The 15,075-nt window shown below is 43.9% G+C and carries 11 protein-coding genes; 5 read left to right on the top strand and 6 right to left on the bottom strand.

Annotated features, from left to right (window positions below; all coding sequences use genetic code 11):
• Nucleotides 1-168 precede the first annotated feature (168 nt).
• On the top strand, nt 169-1,944 hold the full coding sequence (locus ABID99_RS14315; RefSeq protein ID WP_373614137.1) for a glycoside hydrolase family 9 protein: 1,776 nt from the start codon (nt 169-171) through the stop codon (nt 1,942-1,944).
• A gap of 99 nt (nt 1,945-2,043) precedes the next feature.
• Nucleotides 2,044-2,829: an alpha/beta fold hydrolase gene (locus tag ABID99_RS14310; RefSeq protein WP_373614136.1), complete on the top strand. Its 786-nt coding sequence runs from the start codon at nt 2,044-2,046 to the stop codon at nt 2,827-2,829.
• Here the strand turns inward: ABID99_RS14310 and ABID99_RS14305 are convergent.
• The 4 genes from ABID99_RS14305 to ABID99_RS14290 all read right to left on the bottom strand — a co-directional run bounded on the left by ABID99_RS14305 (nt 2,826) and on the right by ABID99_RS14290 (nt 8,932).
• A complete protein-coding gene (locus tag ABID99_RS14305) occupies nt 2,826-3,863 on the bottom strand; it encodes an Atu2307/SP_0267 family LLM class monooxygenase (protein WP_373614134.1) in 1,038 nt (345 codons plus the stop codon). The two genes, ABID99_RS14310 and ABID99_RS14305, sit on opposite strands and share 4 nt — an antisense overlap.
• A 3-nt stretch (nt 3,864-3,866) precedes the next feature.
• A complete protein-coding gene (locus ABID99_RS14300; RefSeq protein ID WP_373614132.1) occupies nt 3,867-6,194 on the bottom strand; it encodes a family 20 glycosylhydrolase in 2,328 nt (775 codons plus the stop codon).
• An 88-nt stretch (nt 6,195-6,282) separates the two neighbouring features.
• A complete protein-coding gene (locus ABID99_RS14295; RefSeq protein WP_373614131.1) occupies nt 6,283-8,193 on the bottom strand; it encodes an AAA domain-containing protein in 1,911 nt (636 codons plus the stop codon).
• A 94-nt stretch (nt 8,194-8,287) separates the two neighbouring features.
• Nucleotides 8,288-8,932 (bottom strand): two-component system response regulator, encoded by a 645-nt coding sequence (locus ABID99_RS14290; protein ID WP_090524795.1) that lies wholly within the window; start codon nt 8,930-8,932, stop codon nt 8,288-8,290.
• A 444-nt stretch (nt 8,933-9,376) separates the two neighbouring features.
• On the opposite strand from ABID99_RS14290, the gene ABID99_RS14285 reads away from it, so the two are divergent.
• Complete coding sequence (locus ABID99_RS14285) at nt 9,377-9,910, top strand: DUF4142 domain-containing protein (protein ID WP_090524797.1); 534 nt, start codon at nt 9,377-9,379, stop codon at nt 9,908-9,910.
• On the opposite strand, the gene ABID99_RS14280 is transcribed toward ABID99_RS14285, so the two are convergent.
• Both ABID99_RS14280 and ABID99_RS14275 read right to left on the bottom strand, forming a co-directional pair.
• On the bottom strand, nt 9,902-11,104 hold the full coding sequence (locus ABID99_RS14280) for a DUF763 domain-containing protein (protein ID WP_373614130.1): 1,203 nt from the start codon (nt 11,102-11,104) through the stop codon (nt 9,902-9,904). The two genes, ABID99_RS14285 and ABID99_RS14280, sit on opposite strands and share 9 nt — an antisense overlap.
• Nucleotides 11,105-11,300: 196 nt before the next feature.
• The gene (locus tag ABID99_RS14275; RefSeq protein WP_373614129.1) at nt 11,301-13,211 is read right to left on the bottom strand and encodes a long-chain fatty acid--CoA ligase; all 1,911 of its coding nucleotides are present in this window, start codon (nt 13,209-13,211) and stop codon (nt 11,301-11,303) included.
• 146 nt (nt 13,212-13,357) lie between these two features.
• On the opposite strand from ABID99_RS14275, the gene ABID99_RS14270 reads away from it, so the two are divergent.
• Both ABID99_RS14270 and ABID99_RS14265 read left to right on the top strand, forming a co-directional pair.
• Nucleotides 13,358-13,954: a short chain dehydrogenase gene (locus ABID99_RS14270; RefSeq protein ID WP_176624024.1), complete on the top strand. Its 597-nt coding sequence runs from the start codon at nt 13,358-13,360 to the stop codon at nt 13,952-13,954.
• Nucleotides 13,955-14,175: 221 nt separating this feature from the next.
• Nucleotides 14,176-15,006, top strand: coding sequence for a nuclear transport factor 2 family protein (locus tag ABID99_RS14265; RefSeq protein ID WP_373614127.1), 831 nt, complete (start codon nt 14,176-14,178; stop codon nt 15,004-15,006).
• The last annotated feature ends 69 nt before the right edge of the window (nt 15,007-15,075 follow it).

Raw genomic sequence — 15,075 nt, 5'->3', positions numbered from 1 at the left:
AAACAGGCAGCATGTTATAGTTTGTTTTAATACCCCATTAAATTATAAAGCGTTTTTTGGATAAATTGTAGTGGTAAATTAGGGGTATGGTTGCCGCTTTTAGGCCAGGGTTACTAACTGTCGGTTTATAAATACTGTAAATTGCATTGATCATTAAACTGCATTTACATGAATTCATTTGTTCGCCGAATTATCCTGTCAGCTTTTTTTTCGCTGTTTTGCTATCTGTGTAAAGCGAATCCTGTTTTTTACATGAACCAGGTAGGGTATGATGCCCGGGGAGCAAAAACTGTTGTTGTGCGTTGCGACACCAAACTTGTGCCGGGTATACTTTTCGCGTTACAAAACTCAAATGGTAATGCTGTATATATTGCTCCGTTAAATGGTCCGTTAAAGGTTGAGGAATGGGACAAGGACGGATATTTTTACCAGGCTGACTTTTCGGAATTCAAAGCGGAGGGGAAATACAGGGTTTACATTGGTACTAAAGATTTTCATTCCCAATCCGATTGGTTTCAAATTAGGGAAAACGCACTGGCAGTAACTACCATCCCATCGGTATTGAGTTATTATAATAAGCAGCGGGCTAACACATCAACGGAGCTGCAGGCCGATGCAGCCGTTCAGCTTTATGGCAGCGATAAAACAGTTGACCTGCGCGGCGGCTGGTGTGATGCGTCGGGCGATGTAAGCAAATACTTTTCGCATTTGGCTTATGCTAATTTTATGTCGCCCCAGCAAATACCGTTGGTAACCTGGTCAATGATCAATACAATGCAAACCGCGCCGGGTTTGTTAAATAAACTGGGGATTTATGATGGCATGATGAATGAAGCACTTTGGGGGGCCGACTACATGATGCGCGCCCTGTCAAAAGACGATTATTTTTACATGATCGTATTCAGCTATTTTAATAAAGATCCTAAAGCCAGGCGTGTTGTAGGGTTAAAAGCAAACAGCGTTACAACAGATGAGTACCAGGCTGCTTTTCGAGAAGGAGGTGGGATGGCTATTGCATCGTTGGCGCGAATCTCGCAACTGAAAAAAGACGGTGACTTTAAGTCGGCGGAATATCTTGCCGCTGCCAAACGGGCTTTCGCGCACTTGCTGGCAAACAATACCCAATATGATGACGACGGCAAGGAAAATATCATTGACGACTATTGTGCCCTGATGGCTGCTACCGAATTGTGGATTGCTACCGATAGTTCCCTTTATCGTGATGAAGCCCGAAAACGTGCGCTAAGTTTGAACAAGCGAATGAGCCCCGCGGGATATTTTATTGCTGACGACGGCGACAGGCCTTTCTGGCACGCAGCAGATGCCGGCTTACCCGTTATTGCTTTATGCAGGTACCTGGATAAGGAGCAAGAAGCTGATGAGCGGTCCAATGCATTATCAACCATAAAAAAAGCACTGGATTATAACCTGGAGGTAACCGCTAATGTGGATAATCCGTTTGGCTATGCCCGCCAATCTTTTAAGTTTAGGGGTGCTGTAAAAGATGGCTTTTTTATCCCGCATGAAAATGAAACCGGCTGGTGGTGGCAAGGTGAAAATGCGCGCCTGGGCTCGCTGGCAGCGGCGGCATTAGTAGGCGGGCGGTTAGTATATCCCGAAAAAGGAGGCTGGGGCATAAAAAGAAAACTGGCAGAGTATGCATCGCACCAGATAGCCTGGATATTGGGTTGTAACCCTTATCAAATGTGCTTTATGTACCAGTATGGTAAAAACAATGTGCCTTATATGAGTTCAAATTTCGGCCATGGATCGGGCAAGGGTGGGATTTCTAACGGAATCACCGGTAAAAAGGAAAATCCCGACGGCAGCGGTATCGATTTTAAAATAAAAGACAAAGGCAACGAATGGCGTTGGACAGAACAATGGTTACCTCATGCCGCCTGGTATTTGCAGGCCGTTACCGCTATGGCTGTGCAGCAATAATTCGGAGCTGTCATTTTTTATACCTCAAATTGTCATATTTACTACCCGGCGCCTTATCTTCATACTGATAAGTTTGTATTGAAATTAAAACCTATGGATATGACACAAATAAATGTTTCCGGTAACTATGCCACAGTTAACGGCCTGAAAATGTATTATGAAATTCACGGCGAGGGCTTCCCGCTGGTATTAATCCATGGCGGCGGTTCAGATATCAGCGTTACTTTTGGCAGGGTATTGTCGGGCTTTGCGAAAAATCACCAGGTTATTGGGGTAGACCTCCAGGCGCATGGTCGTACGCCCGATAGAGGTGTACCTACCTCATTTGAACAAGATGCTGATGACGTAGCCGCTTTGCTCAAGCATTTGGATATAAAACAGGCCGATATTATGGGTTTTAGCAACGGAGGTAATACCGCTATGCAAATAGCCATCAGGCATCCGCAACTGGTTCATAAAATAGTGATCGCTTCTTCGTTTTATAAACGCAGTGGTTTTGATGACTGGTTTTGGGATTTTATGAAGAACGCGACCCTTGACAGTATGCCCAAACCTTTGCAGGACGCATTCCTCGCCATAAACAATGACCAGGCCGCTTTAGAAATAATGCATAAGCGTGACCTTCACCGGATGCAGGGTTTTCAGGATTGGAGCGATGAGGCCATCCGTTCAATAACAATGCCGGCGTTGGTGATAGCCGGAGATAAAGACGTGATCAGGCCCGAGCATACGCTTGAGCTATACCGCACACTTCCTAATGCCCAACTTTGTATTTTGCCCGCAGGCCATGGCGATTATATAGGTGAGATTAGTGAGGTTCGTGAAGATGGGAACTACCCGGCGGTAACTATCATTGAAGAGTTTTTAACTCAGGCAAAAGTTTAAGCTTTTGCCTGAGTTTCTTTACGTACAACAGGGGCAACCCTGGTGCCGTAAAGTTCAATTGCTTTTAAAATATCCTTATGTTTGGTGAAGCCGGTAACCAATTGGGCTACGAAACGGGTATTACCAAAAAGCTCATATTGTTGCATGATCTTGTCGATGGCTTGTTGCGGATCGCCTACTACCAATGGCCCAAAATCGCGCAGGTACTCAAATTGTTCCCTTGTCATGGGCGACCAGCCCCTGTCTTTGCCGACGCGGGTCATGAGGGCTTCATAGCTTGGATAAAACTCGTCGGCTGCTTGTTGTGAGTTTTCGGCAATATAAAATTGTGAACTGATGGCCAATTGGAGCTTGCTTACATCGTGCCCGGCTTTAGCTGCCGACTCGCGATAAAGCTCAACAAAGGGTACAAAATGTTTTGGCGCGCTGCCCAAAATAGCGATGATCATAGGGAGGTTAAGCGTTCCTGCCCGTTTTGCTGAGGCAGGGGTTCCGCCAACGCCAATCCAAACCGGAATTTCCTGTTGCAGCGGACGAGGATATACGCCCTGGTTCCGGATTGTTGCCCGGAAATTACCCTGCCACGAAACAATTTCCTGCTTGTTGATCTGCAAAAACATTTCGAGCTTCTCGGTAAATAATGCATCGTAATCATCCAGGTCGAAACCGAAAAGCGGGAAAGATTCAATAAAGGAGCCCCGGCCGGCTATCATCTCTACACGGCCACCAGATACCAGGTCGGCAGTGGCGAAGTTTTGAAATGTACGCACAGGGTCGACCGAACTCAATACTGTAACCGAGCTTGACAGCCGGATGTTTTTGGTAATAGCCGCTGCTGCTGATATCAATATTTCAGGTGCCGAGATCACAAAATCGGGCCGATGGTGCTCGCCGAAGGCATATACATCTAAACCAACCTCATCGGCCAGCTTTACTTCTTCCAATAACTCCTGAACCCGCTTATGGGCATTTACGGCGTTGCCGCTCGTCCCATCGGGGTGGATCTCACCAAAGGTGCTAATACCTAATTCCATGTATCAATAATAAAGATCAGCTGCATTCAACTCTTTCTTTTCAAAACTTCCCGGAGCAGTAACATATACTTTAAGCGGCGCTACGCGGGGCCTGTACCTGCCGGTTGGCGGTGGCGGCGCGTTGTATATATACTTTACCTTTATTTGATGAAAACCTTTTGCCAGCGGCAACGCGTATTCAGCTTCTGTTAGCTGTACGCCATCAATAAACAGTTGACTGGCGGCATAATTTGCAAGGGTAAAGTTATAAGTACCATCGGCCAATATATTCACGTAACCGTCATAAACTACACCAAAATTCGGGTTGTCTTTTTTCAAAGCTTCAGCATCCAGTTTATTGCTGACAGCCGAATCTTGAGGTGCTGTATAACTAAGCTGATCGGGTGAGGTGAATGTATTTTTTGTCCACCTGTATTTGAGCCCCTGTTTATTAGTCGTGTAGGTTACCGGAGGTAGTGGCGCTTTATTGTACATTAAAGTGCGGGTAGCAATACTCCTGCGCCCGGATGGTGTAATTACCCTTGTCCTCAATTCCCGTTTTTCGTTTTGCGGAATGGAGAACATGATAGGCCCCTCATACTGCAAATCGGTATCCAACGGGTCACGGCCGTTTAATGTATAATAAATCTTAGCGCCGGGTACCACCGATTTTAGCGTGTAAACAAAATGAGGGCCTACTACCATGGTATCAATTGTTGTCAGCGCAGTGGGAACACGGTAGTTATAATTGATGGCATCAAGCCTTGCAAAGTGTTTGGCGAGGCGTACTTCTGAAAAGTTTGTATAGTCCTTGTTCTCCGGCTTGCTCCAGGCTACTTCCGAAAGGGCGAATACCCTCGGCATGATCTGGTATTGAAGCTTGGCTACTGTAGGCACATACTCCGTCCAAAGGTTGCCCTGGGTGCCTATTACATATTTCCGTTCGTCGGGAGTAAGCTGCTTTGAAACAGGATCATAATTATAAGTTTCCTCTAAAGTAGCATAACGGCCAAATGATACAGGCTCCTGCGGCGAACTGCTTTGATAATGATCAAAGTAGTTACCGGTGGTTTGCGGTGTCATGATCACGTTATGTTTTTGACGGGCAGCGTTAATGCCTCCTTCTTCACCCTGCCAGCTCATCACGGTGGCGTTAGGGGCAAGACCGCCTTCTAATATCTCATCCCAACCTATAATACTGCGGCCTTTTGAGTTAATGAATTTCTCTATCCTTTGGATAAAATAACTTTGCAATTCCTTTTCATCTTTTAGTCCTTTTTCATTCATCAAAGCCTGGCAAAATGCCGATTGTTTCCATGGTTCTTTCCCTGCCTCATCACCACCAATATGGATGTATTTACTTGGGAAGAGTGCCATTACTTCGGTAAGCACATCCTGTAAAAAGGTAAACGTTTGTTCGGTAGGGCAGTACAAATTATTGATATCGCGCGGGGCTTTTTGTCCAACAACTGTATCACATTTAAACTCAGGGTAAGCACGTAAGGCAGCTTCGGAATGGGCAGGCATTTCAATTTCGGGGATAACGTTGATATACCTGTCGGCCGCGAATTTTACTACCTCTTTAATTTGATCCTGGGTATAATAGCCGCCGTAGCTAACCGAATCGGGCCAGTCGCGGTTGCTGCCAAACATGGTTTGCTGACGGAATGCACCCACCTGCGTAAGTTTAGGATATTTTTTGATTTCGATACGCCATCCCTGGCCATCAACCAAATGCCAGTGGAAGGTGTTGAGTTTGTAAGAGGCGATAAGTTCGATCACTTTTTTTACCTGCGGAATGGTGAAGAAATGACGCGATACGTCCAACATCATTCCCCGGTATCCAAAGCGGGGCGAATCTTCAATTACCGCGCAAGGCAATTTGTAAACGGCTGCGTTTTCAACCGGGAAAAGTTGCAGTAAGGTTTGGATACCGTAAAACAGGCCTGCATCCTTACCAACTATGATGATATTACGAGGGGTGATGGTTAGTTTATAACCTTCCGCGGGTAATTTATTGGCTCCCTTTGCAGTTAAGATCAGCCCCCTGCTTTTTGCGGCTTTAAGCTTTGAATTGTATTTAGTTATTTTAATATTCAGGTGCCGGGTATCCTGCAGATAGCTTTTTAGCCATAAAACAGCTTTATCTTTCGGATTATCGGCCTTGATTGCTGTAAGCTGGCTAAATGTAAACGTGCCGCTATTTTTGGTAATGGAAGCAGGGGCAGGGATAATGCCCAAATGTGGATCATCGGTCATGACCTGGGCCGACACTTTGTTTGTTTGCCCTGAAAAGATAAAAAAGCTTGCGAACGTGATGAGTTTTGTTAAATAGTGTGCTTTAAAATTCATACAAGGCGTGGATAATGTTGAAAGGATAAATTTAACCATTATCCTATGCTGGAATGGGGCTAAAGCTTATGTAACAAACAATTGACGTTTAATCGTAGCCTGCATAATCCCATGCGCTTTGATAGCCGTTTAGCTGTTCCGCATAACTGATCATATCTCCATAAAAAGGAGCATATGCAAGTGTTGAGCTATCACCGATCATTACCAATTTTTTGCGGGCGCGGGTCATGGCTACGTTCATGCGGCGGATATCGCTCAGGAAGCCTATCTCTCCGTTGGTATTGCTGCGTGTGAGGCTGATGTAAACCACGTCACGTTCTTGTCCCTGGAAACTATCAATAGTATTCACGGCAATTTTATCAGCATAAATTAGTAACTCCGGTGAATCCAGTAACAATTGGTTTAAAATCCTGATCTGTTCTTTGTATGGGGAAATAACTGCTATAGTTGGGAAGTTTTCTGTTGAATAAGATCCAGTGAGTTCGCTTACCAGCTTATGCAAGTGTTTGAACAGGAATGAGGCCTCTTCGGGATTCGCCGTACTGGTGCCTTCCTGTTTTTCATCATAACCACAGCCCGCGGTATCAACAAAGCTTATAGGCAAATCGCCGGGAAATAACAACTGATGGGCAACGATGGGGTGCGCTTTTAACCTGTTGTCATAAAACTCTTTGGATGAAAATCCCATAATGGCTTCATTCATACGGTATTGTTCTTCGAGCAATATTACCGCTCCGGGGTGGAGGGCAGCGCATTTTTCGAGCAAGGTAGTACTAAGGCCATCTTTGGCTGCCTGTTGCGATTTAATGGTAGGCGGGAGCTGCAAATGATCTCCGGCAAGGATCACTTTTTGCGCCTTCGATATCGGGATCCAGCAGGCGGGCTCAAGCGCCTGACCGGCTTCGTCGATAACCACCGTATGGAATTTTAAATTGCGGATGGTATAATGGTTGGCGCCTACAAGGGTTGCCGTAATTATCTGCGCTTTACCAATCAGGTCCTCCGTAATAAATTGTTCAGTTTTATCCACTTCTTTAATGAGCTGGTGGGCTGCATCAAAAAGCGCTTTGCGCTGATCGCGTTCGGCTTTGCCAAAATTACGCTTGTATTTGTGCGCCATGTTCTTGTACTCTGAAGCCTGCTTTTTAAGCTTTTTAATCTCCTTCATATCGCTATGGGCATTTATCCTGCTATCTAAAGTTAAAGCCATTAACTTTTCAGAGACCCTTGTCGGATTGCCAATGCGGAGTACATTTAAACCTTCATTACTTAACTTTTCGCTTAGCAAATCAACCGCTGTATTACTTGGCGCTACAACGAGGATCTGTTGTTTGTTTTGTTTTATCAGCGCTTTGATAGCCTGTACAAGCGTGGTTGTTTTACCGGTGCCAGGAGGGCCGTGAACTATGGCAAGTTCCTGTGCCTCAATTATTTTTTGAACAGCTTGTTGTTGTGAAGCGTTTAAACCATTAAGCGGGTGATGAATTGTTTCGGGGATAAAAGCCGGCGTACTTTGCCCGGTTAACACCCGGGTGAGGTGGCCTTCTTTATGATCATCAACAAGCATGGCAGATAGTTTAAGCGCCTTCTGCATCTCGTCATAGCTATTGTCATCAAACAGCAGGTCGATGCCAAGCTTGCCGCTCCTGGTCCAGTCGGGTAGCTCGTCGGTGTTCAAAGTTAATTTTAACCGGTTGCCGCCCTGGTACGATACTGTGCCGTTTACACGATCGGTTTTAGGATCATGGTTGGAGAACAATGCAGCCGAAGCGCCGAACCTGAACTGGTGACTAAGGTCCTGGTGAGAAGGCCGTTCCACCTCAACCGTAAGGTAATCTCCGCGGCCTACTTCGGTGCCTTTTATGGCTATGGGGTACCATGTAAGCCCTGCTGCCCGGCGTTCGGCAGTTGAAGATGTTTCAGTTAGTTTGAGGTAAGCCTGGCGGTCTTCGTCCTGCTCAGTTTGCAGTAAACTGAGCAGTTTTTTAAAATAGTCCATTTTGCAAAGGTAAAGCTTAGGCCCGGCTTTTGTGTAATCACATAAAACACAAAAGGGAACTTGAATTTTTCCTTTTCATATCCCGATTAACAATTTATTGCTGCCAGTTAGGTGCCGGTTTTGCTTCAAGAGCAATTGTATTCCTTGAAAGCTCTTCATTTATCTTACCCAAAAAATGCCTTGTTAATGGTTTTGAAATAAAGCTTTTAACAAAGGGGTACGCCTTGGCCCGTTTCTGATCGGCAGGGTCAACAGAGTTTGAAATAATATAAACCGACACAGGTTTTACTAATGAGCTGTAAATGTTATTGAATAACTTTAAAAATTCCCACCCATCCATTACCGGCATATCGAGGTCAAGAAAAATAATGTTGGGTATTTCTGCATGTTTATCCCGGTTGTTATATAATGCTTTGTAAACAGGTTCCGGATCCATATAAAAGCTTGCATTTAACCAATTATCTTTCAATATGATTTTAACCGTTTCATGAAAAATAATGTCATCATCAATGATAGCAACCGAACGGTGCCGATCGTCTTTAATAAGATTGAGGATATCTTTTTTGATTTCGATAAGTAACGGAGACAAAAGTTCGGTACCGCATTCAATGCAATTCAAGGTACGTGATAACGCAACCTCAAGTGGCACTTGTATCGATAAGCAGGTGGCATCGTTATATATGGAGTTTGCGCAGTCTTTATTAAAGCAATAACAGGTGATTTTTTCGGTGCTGGCCATAGTGTAAAGGTTTTGTTTAGTAGTTCATTTTAAATTGCCTCAACATTGATGCCCCTTGTTGGTTTGTAGTTAAATATTTACAAAGCAGCTTCTATTTTGTTAGGATTGTTAAGGCTTATAAAATTCAATTCCCTAATGCTGAGTTGATTATAATTATGGACTAAAATAGTTGCATTTTAACATTTTTATAACTGCAGCTGTTATGCGAATTAATTTAAATATAAAAAAGATTAACTATAAATACAAATGTGTTTTTTATAGCCCAAGTGTATGTTTAAACTGACAATCCGTTTCTTTTTGAGGCCGCCATCGGCAGTAAAATATTAACTTTAAGTGCCTGTGAACAAGTTGTTTTAAACGATGATTAGATTCTGAATTTAGACGGAATAAGTAAAAAAACCACTGCGACTTTTTTTTGTTATATTGAAACACTAAACTATTAACATGAGCCGATTAACCAGCTTTTTATTATTCCTATTTGCTTTAGTGATGGCACAATCATGCCAAAGTAACCGGCATGCCAATAATTATAACAAGGCCCTGGTTGATGATAACGGTTTATTATTTATTAAAAGCGGGGAAGAATCAACCCTCGCCTCTGTAAAAGCATCTGGTTTGGCAATCGCAAATTCAAAAAATCAACGCGTTATTCAGTTTGCCAAGCTCATGATTGATGACCATACTATGCTGGCAGATGATTTCAAAAAACTAAGGACCGATAATTTTATTGCCGATTCGGTTGTTATTAGCCCTATGCATCAGCAAATTATTAATGATTTGGATACAAAACGTGCCGGCGCGTTTGACAAGGCCTATATCCAAGTGGTTATAAACGATCATACTGAACAAATAGCTTTATACAAAACGGCGGGAAAAGACCGGAGAAATACGAGCCTTGCCGATTTTGCAAATAAAATGTTACCTGGTTTACAGGCTCATTTAGATACTGCAAAGCTGATTAGCAGTACATTAAAATAACTTTAATTGCTGCTCAACAGGTGGTTTGGCTTTGCCAAAAACGGTACGGCCCCCATATTTCCACGAGTCGTTACGTTCCTTTTCAATAACTTTATCAAAGTTGGCATTGGGCGTGAAATCTTTTTCAGCCCTTTCGGCTATTTGGGAAAGGCGTTTGATAGCTTCATTTTTATCGCTGTTGCCCATTTTTGCCTTTTGAATAGCCGTTTGCAGGGTACTTAAGGTTTCGTCATAAACTTTGGTAGGCACCGGGAATGGGGCGCCATCTTTGCCGCCATGGGCAAAGGAAAACCTCGCCGGGTCTTTAAACCGGGATGGTGTGCCATGGATCACTTCACTTACCAGGGCCAGCGATTGTAACGTGCGGGGCCCTAAGCCTTGCAGCAATAGCAGATCTTCAAAATCTTTGGGTTGTTTTTCATGAGCCAGCCAAAGTACGGCACCAAGGCGTTTCAGGTCGACATCTTTGGCATGTACTTCATGATGGCTGGGCATCACCAGTTTACTGATCTCGTTGATCATGATGCCCGGGTTTTCGGCGGCAATCTGCATAACACCGTTGCGCGAACCATCCGCTCCCTTATCTGTCATGTTAAGGATATAGCCGCTGTTTTTACCATAGATAAAAGTATGCGGGTCGTTAACAAATGAGCTTAACTGTTCGGAATGCCAGTGGTATCTGCGGGCCGTACGGCTTACATCGCTCATGCCTTGCTGAACCACGGCCCATTTGCCGGTGTCGCTTAAAATAAAATTATGGGTATAAAGCTGGAAGCCATCCTGTATGGCGGTATTATCAACTTTGGCGCTCAGTTTGCTGCATTTTACCAGGTAATTTGCATCCAGTCCGGTGGTTTGGCCAACTTTAACCAGTTCGGCAGGTGTTTGAGTAGAATGTTTTCCTTTACCGCCGCAGATATAAATGCCCAATTCGCGGCTATGCGGGTTGATGGACTTTTTTAAAGCGCCCATTACAGAAGTGGTTATGCCCGAGGAATGCCAATCCATCCCCATAACAGCGCCCAAACTCTGAAACCAAAAAGGATCGCTCAGCCGGCGAAGCACTTCATCTTTGCCAAAGTCCATCACGATGGTTTCTACCACAGCAAGGCCAAGTTTAGCCATGCGCTCGGCAAGCCATTGCGGTACATAGCCATAATGTAAAGGTAAGTCAGCACTGCCGGATCGCTTCATGCTAACAAATTTAGTATTTTTGGGATTACACCGATTGTTTTTTTGAGATTGCACCGATTGTTTGATGAGTTTCGAATTGATAGATACAAAAATGCCGCAGATTTGAGTCTACGGCATTTAAGTTATTAATCAAAAATAATCTAATCAGATTTTCAAATCGGTGAAATCAAAAATTAATCGGTGTAATCCCCAAAAACTAATCTTCCTCCGTCTCCCCAACATACAGTTCATCAATATCGGCGGCGTATTTCTTTTCGATGACCTTACGTTTGGCTTTCATGGTAGGGGTGATCTCGCCCTCATCCATGCTGAAAGGATTACGTTTTATTTTGAATGATTTGATGCGTTCAAACTTAGCCAGTTCATTGCTGTATTTCCTGATGTCGGCGGCTATCCAGTCAACTATTTCTTTATCGTTAATGAATACCTCAGGGCGTTCAAAGAAATCATTTTGAAGGTTAAAAGTTTCCTGCAGGGTCTCGCGTGCAGGCACAATAATGGCAGCAATATATTCACGTTTATCGCCCACTAAAAATACCTGTTCAATTTTAGGGCTTTTGAGGTAGGTATTCTCTACCGGAGTAGGGTAGATATTTTTACCATAGGCGTTCACCAGCATATTTTTGAGACGATCAGTAATCTGAAGGTTGCCGCGGAAAAACCTGCCGATATCGCCGGTATGGAACCAGCCATGCGAATCAATAACAGTGGCGGTTTCTTCGGGCTTGTTCCAGTAGCCTTTCATTACGCAATGCCCGCGAACAATGATCTCTCCTTCTTCGGTAAGGGTATCTTCTTTAAAGTTATCGTGTGTTTGGACGCTGTAAATGTGTTTGGTATCCACATTCTGGATGGCCACCTCAATACCGGGAATAATACGACCAACGGTGCCATAAATTACCCTGTGACGTTCTGTAACCGCCATTACGGGTGATGTTTCGGTTAAGCCAAAGCCCTCCAAAATTACAATGCCCAGGTCGCCAAAAAATTCACCGATGTTTTTAGGCAGTGCGCCACCTCCTGATACCATGAATTTCAGCCGTCCGCCGGTTTTTTCCTTGATCTTGCCGAATACCAGCTTTTCGGCAATTCCGTGCTGCGCCTTTAAAATAACATTAGGCGATTTACCGGCTTCCTGCACCAGGCGTACTTTTTTACCGATCTCAAATGCCCAAAGAAATATTTTTGTTTTAAGGCCACCTGCCGATGTGCCGCTTTTGATGGCTTTGTCGTGGATGCGTTCCAGTAATCGGGGTACGCAGCAAAGTATAGTAGGTTTAACCTCGCCCATGTTTTTGGCCAGCAGCTCCAAACTTTGGGCGAAAGCTATTTGTGATCCCCGGTAAATAGCTATATGGTAAATGGTGCGCTCGAATACATGCGATAGTGGCAGGAACGACAGAAATCTATCAGTTTTTTCAACAAACGGAATCTGAATTAAACTATTGATAGCGTTTTGCGTGAGGTTATGATGGGTTAGTACTACGCCTTTAGGTACCCCCGTAGTCCCCGAAGTATAAATGAGGCATGAAGTATCAGTTGCTAAGATAGCTTCACGGGCGGCATTAATGGCGTGGCGATATTGCTCCAGCAATTTGCTGCCTTCGGCTATTACCTGTTCAAAGCCAATTACGCCGGCATTTAAGCTTACCTTATCACTGAATTTTTCAAAATCATCAAATGCCGGGATCAGGCGGATCAGCTCCGGGCAGTTGTTGGCCACTTTTAAAACTTTTCTGAACAGGAAGGGGTTACCACAAATGATGGTGCGTGCCCCCGAATCGTTCAGGATATATTCGATCTCGTTTTCGGTAAGAGTAGGGTATATGGAGGTATTAACTGCGCCAATCTGTTGCAGGGCCTGATCGTAATAAACATAGTTAGGCCCGTTTTCGATGATTAATGAAAGCCTGTCGCCTTTCCTGATACCGATGTGCAGGAACCAGGCCGAAATCGCGTCTATTTTTTCTAAGGCTTCACCGTAGCTGATCTCCACCCAGGTATCTTTAACTTTATGGAGCAGGAAAGTATGATCTAAAGGATGAATTTTGGCAACGGTATTACGAATGAAACTCGGAACAGTTGAAAGCTCGGTATTTTTACTCATTTATATAATTGGATATTGGAAACAAATCTAAATCTATTTTTATAAAAACAAGCATTGATACAGGTATTTGACAAACTGAGCGCATCTTACTTTTTGATGATGCTGATTTAGTTAGCACTTGTTAACTTGTACAAAAAACATATACTATGAAGATAATTATCATTGGTGCCTCGGGCACTATTGGCAAAAAGGTTACTGAGGCATTGCAAGGCCGGCACGAGATTATAACTGCCGGTTCTAAAAGCGGAGCTTTTCAATTAGACATTACTTCGCCCGAATCAATTGAGTCGTTTTATAAAAAGGTTGGTCCGTTTGACGCGTTGGTGAGTACTACCGGATCGGGGCATTTTGGCCCGCTCGCAAGCACAACACCTGCCGATTTCAAAAAAGGAATTGAAAGCAAATTGCTTGGACAGGTAAATTTAGTACTGATAGGCCAGCATTATATTAATCCTAAAGGCTCGTTCACGCTCACCTCAGGTATTCTTTCGGAAGATCCTGTCGTAAACGGAGTGAATTTGGGTGCCATTAATGGTGGATTAAATTCATTTGTATTAGGTGCTGCCATTGAACTCCAAAACGGCGTGCGGATCAACGCGGTAAGCCCGGGCGTTGTTGAAGATTCGCCCGGCTACTTTGAATACTTTCCCGGTCATGAGCCTGTTGCTATGGATAAGGTAGCCAATGCTTATGTTAAAAGCGTGCTTGGGGCCATTACGGGGCAGGTGATCAAGGTGTTTTGATAAGCTTTGTCAAAACCGGAAGAGACTTACGAAGTTTTTGAAACTTCGTAAGTCTGGTAATTTCCAAACTTTCCTTATCTTCGCTTCATAATTACTATCTCCACATATAAAACAAGGGTAGCCTAAGGCCCCGGCCTGTTGATACAGGTTCGTAACACGCTGCAATTCGCGGCAGTGTTTAGTATTGTCTCAAAATTTCTGATCAATTTTATTTAACAGTAATGAAAATTACTCAAATATTTACTTTGGGCATTTGCTGCATTTTTACATGCATTGCCCGGGAAGCAAAATCATATATCTATATGGATACTATAACCAATAAACAAAAAGTACTATCATTTTATAAGCAAATAGTAGGGCAGCGTAAAACAGAACTAATCCCCGAATTTATAGTTGAAGACTATAAGCAGCACAACCCAACCGTTAAACAGGGGAGGGCAGGCATAACGGAAATGATCAATTACCTGAAAACCTTACCGCCGACACCTCAAAGTGCAAAATCACCAATTGTAAGGGCGATACAGGATGGCGATTTAGTAGTAATTCACCTCGATGTCTCATTTATGGGAAAACGGATGGCCGTGATCGACCTGTTTAAATTAAAAAATGGGATGTTAACAGAGCACTGGGATGCTATTCAACCCCTGCCCGATGAAAACGGGAAAACCATAACCGCTACTAACGGCACAACTGAAATTGACCATAATGCCTCCGTGGAAAATAGCGGGCTTGTTGTTGACCAATTTTACAAGACAATCGTAAACAAACAACCTGGTACTCGGTTTATCGATTCCGCTTATGTTGAGCATGATGCTTCTGTAATCGCGTCAGGCGTGGGATTGGCAGGCTATCTTTCGGAGCCTAATCGATCTGTTAAAATTCATAGGCTCATTGCTGAAGGGGATTTCGTGGTAGTTCAATCGCAGTTTAACAAGAGCGGTAAAACGTTTGTGTTTTATGAGATATTCAGGGTATATAATGATAAGATAGCTGAACACTGGAGTGTGGAGCAGGCTGTGCCCGATGGTGTTAAAGCAGAGGATATGTTTTAGTAGGCTCAGCTGAAAGCTGAAGCCATGTTTTACCGCGGGCCGGAAGCCCGCGGCAGACCGCAAAACAAA

The sequence above is a fragment of the Mucilaginibacter sp. OAE612 genome (assembly GCF_041806395.1).
GTDB classification, from domain to species: domain Bacteria; phylum Bacteroidota; class Bacteroidia; order Sphingobacteriales; family Sphingobacteriaceae; genus Mucilaginibacter; species Mucilaginibacter rubeus.
Note: the sequence above shows the minus strand (reverse complement) of the source record. Positions and strands in the feature narration are given on the sequence as shown.

Coding starts and splice junctions, on each gene's coding strand:
- ABID99_RS14300 (WP_373614132.1), bottom strand. CDS start 6,194: ATGAATTTTAAAGCACACTATTTAACAAAACTCATCACGTTCGCAAGC.
- ABID99_RS14305 (WP_373614134.1), bottom strand. CDS start 3,863: ATGGAATTAGGTATTAGCACCTTTGGTGAGATCCACCCCGATGGGACG.
- ABID99_RS14310 (WP_373614136.1), top strand. CDS start 2,044: ATGACACAAATAAATGTTTCCGGTAACTATGCCACAGTTAACGGCCTG.
- ABID99_RS14315 (WP_373614137.1), top strand. CDS start 169: ATGAATTCATTTGTTCGCCGAATTATCCTGTCAGCTTTTTTTTCGCTG.
- ABID99_RS14295 (WP_373614131.1), bottom strand. CDS start 8,193: ATGGACTATTTTAAAAAACTGCTCAGTTTACTGCAAACTGAGCAGGAC.
- ABID99_RS14275 (WP_373614129.1), bottom strand. CDS start 13,211: ATGAGTAAAAATACCGAGCTTTCAACTGTTCCGAGTTTCATTCGTAAT.
- ABID99_RS14265 (WP_373614127.1), top strand. CDS start 14,176: ATGAAAATTACTCAAATATTTACTTTGGGCATTTGCTGCATTTTTACA.
- ABID99_RS14290 (WP_090524795.1), bottom strand. CDS start 8,932: ATGGCCAGCACCGAAAAAATCACCTGTTATTGCTTTAATAAAGACTGC.
- ABID99_RS14285 (WP_090524797.1), top strand. CDS start 9,377: ATGAGCCGATTAACCAGCTTTTTATTATTCCTATTTGCTTTAGTGATG.
- ABID99_RS14270 (WP_176624024.1), top strand. CDS start 13,358: ATGAAGATAATTATCATTGGTGCCTCGGGCACTATTGGCAAAAAGGTT.
- ABID99_RS14280 (WP_373614130.1), bottom strand. CDS start 11,104: ATGAAGCGATCCGGCAGTGCTGACTTACCTTTACATTATGGCTATGTA.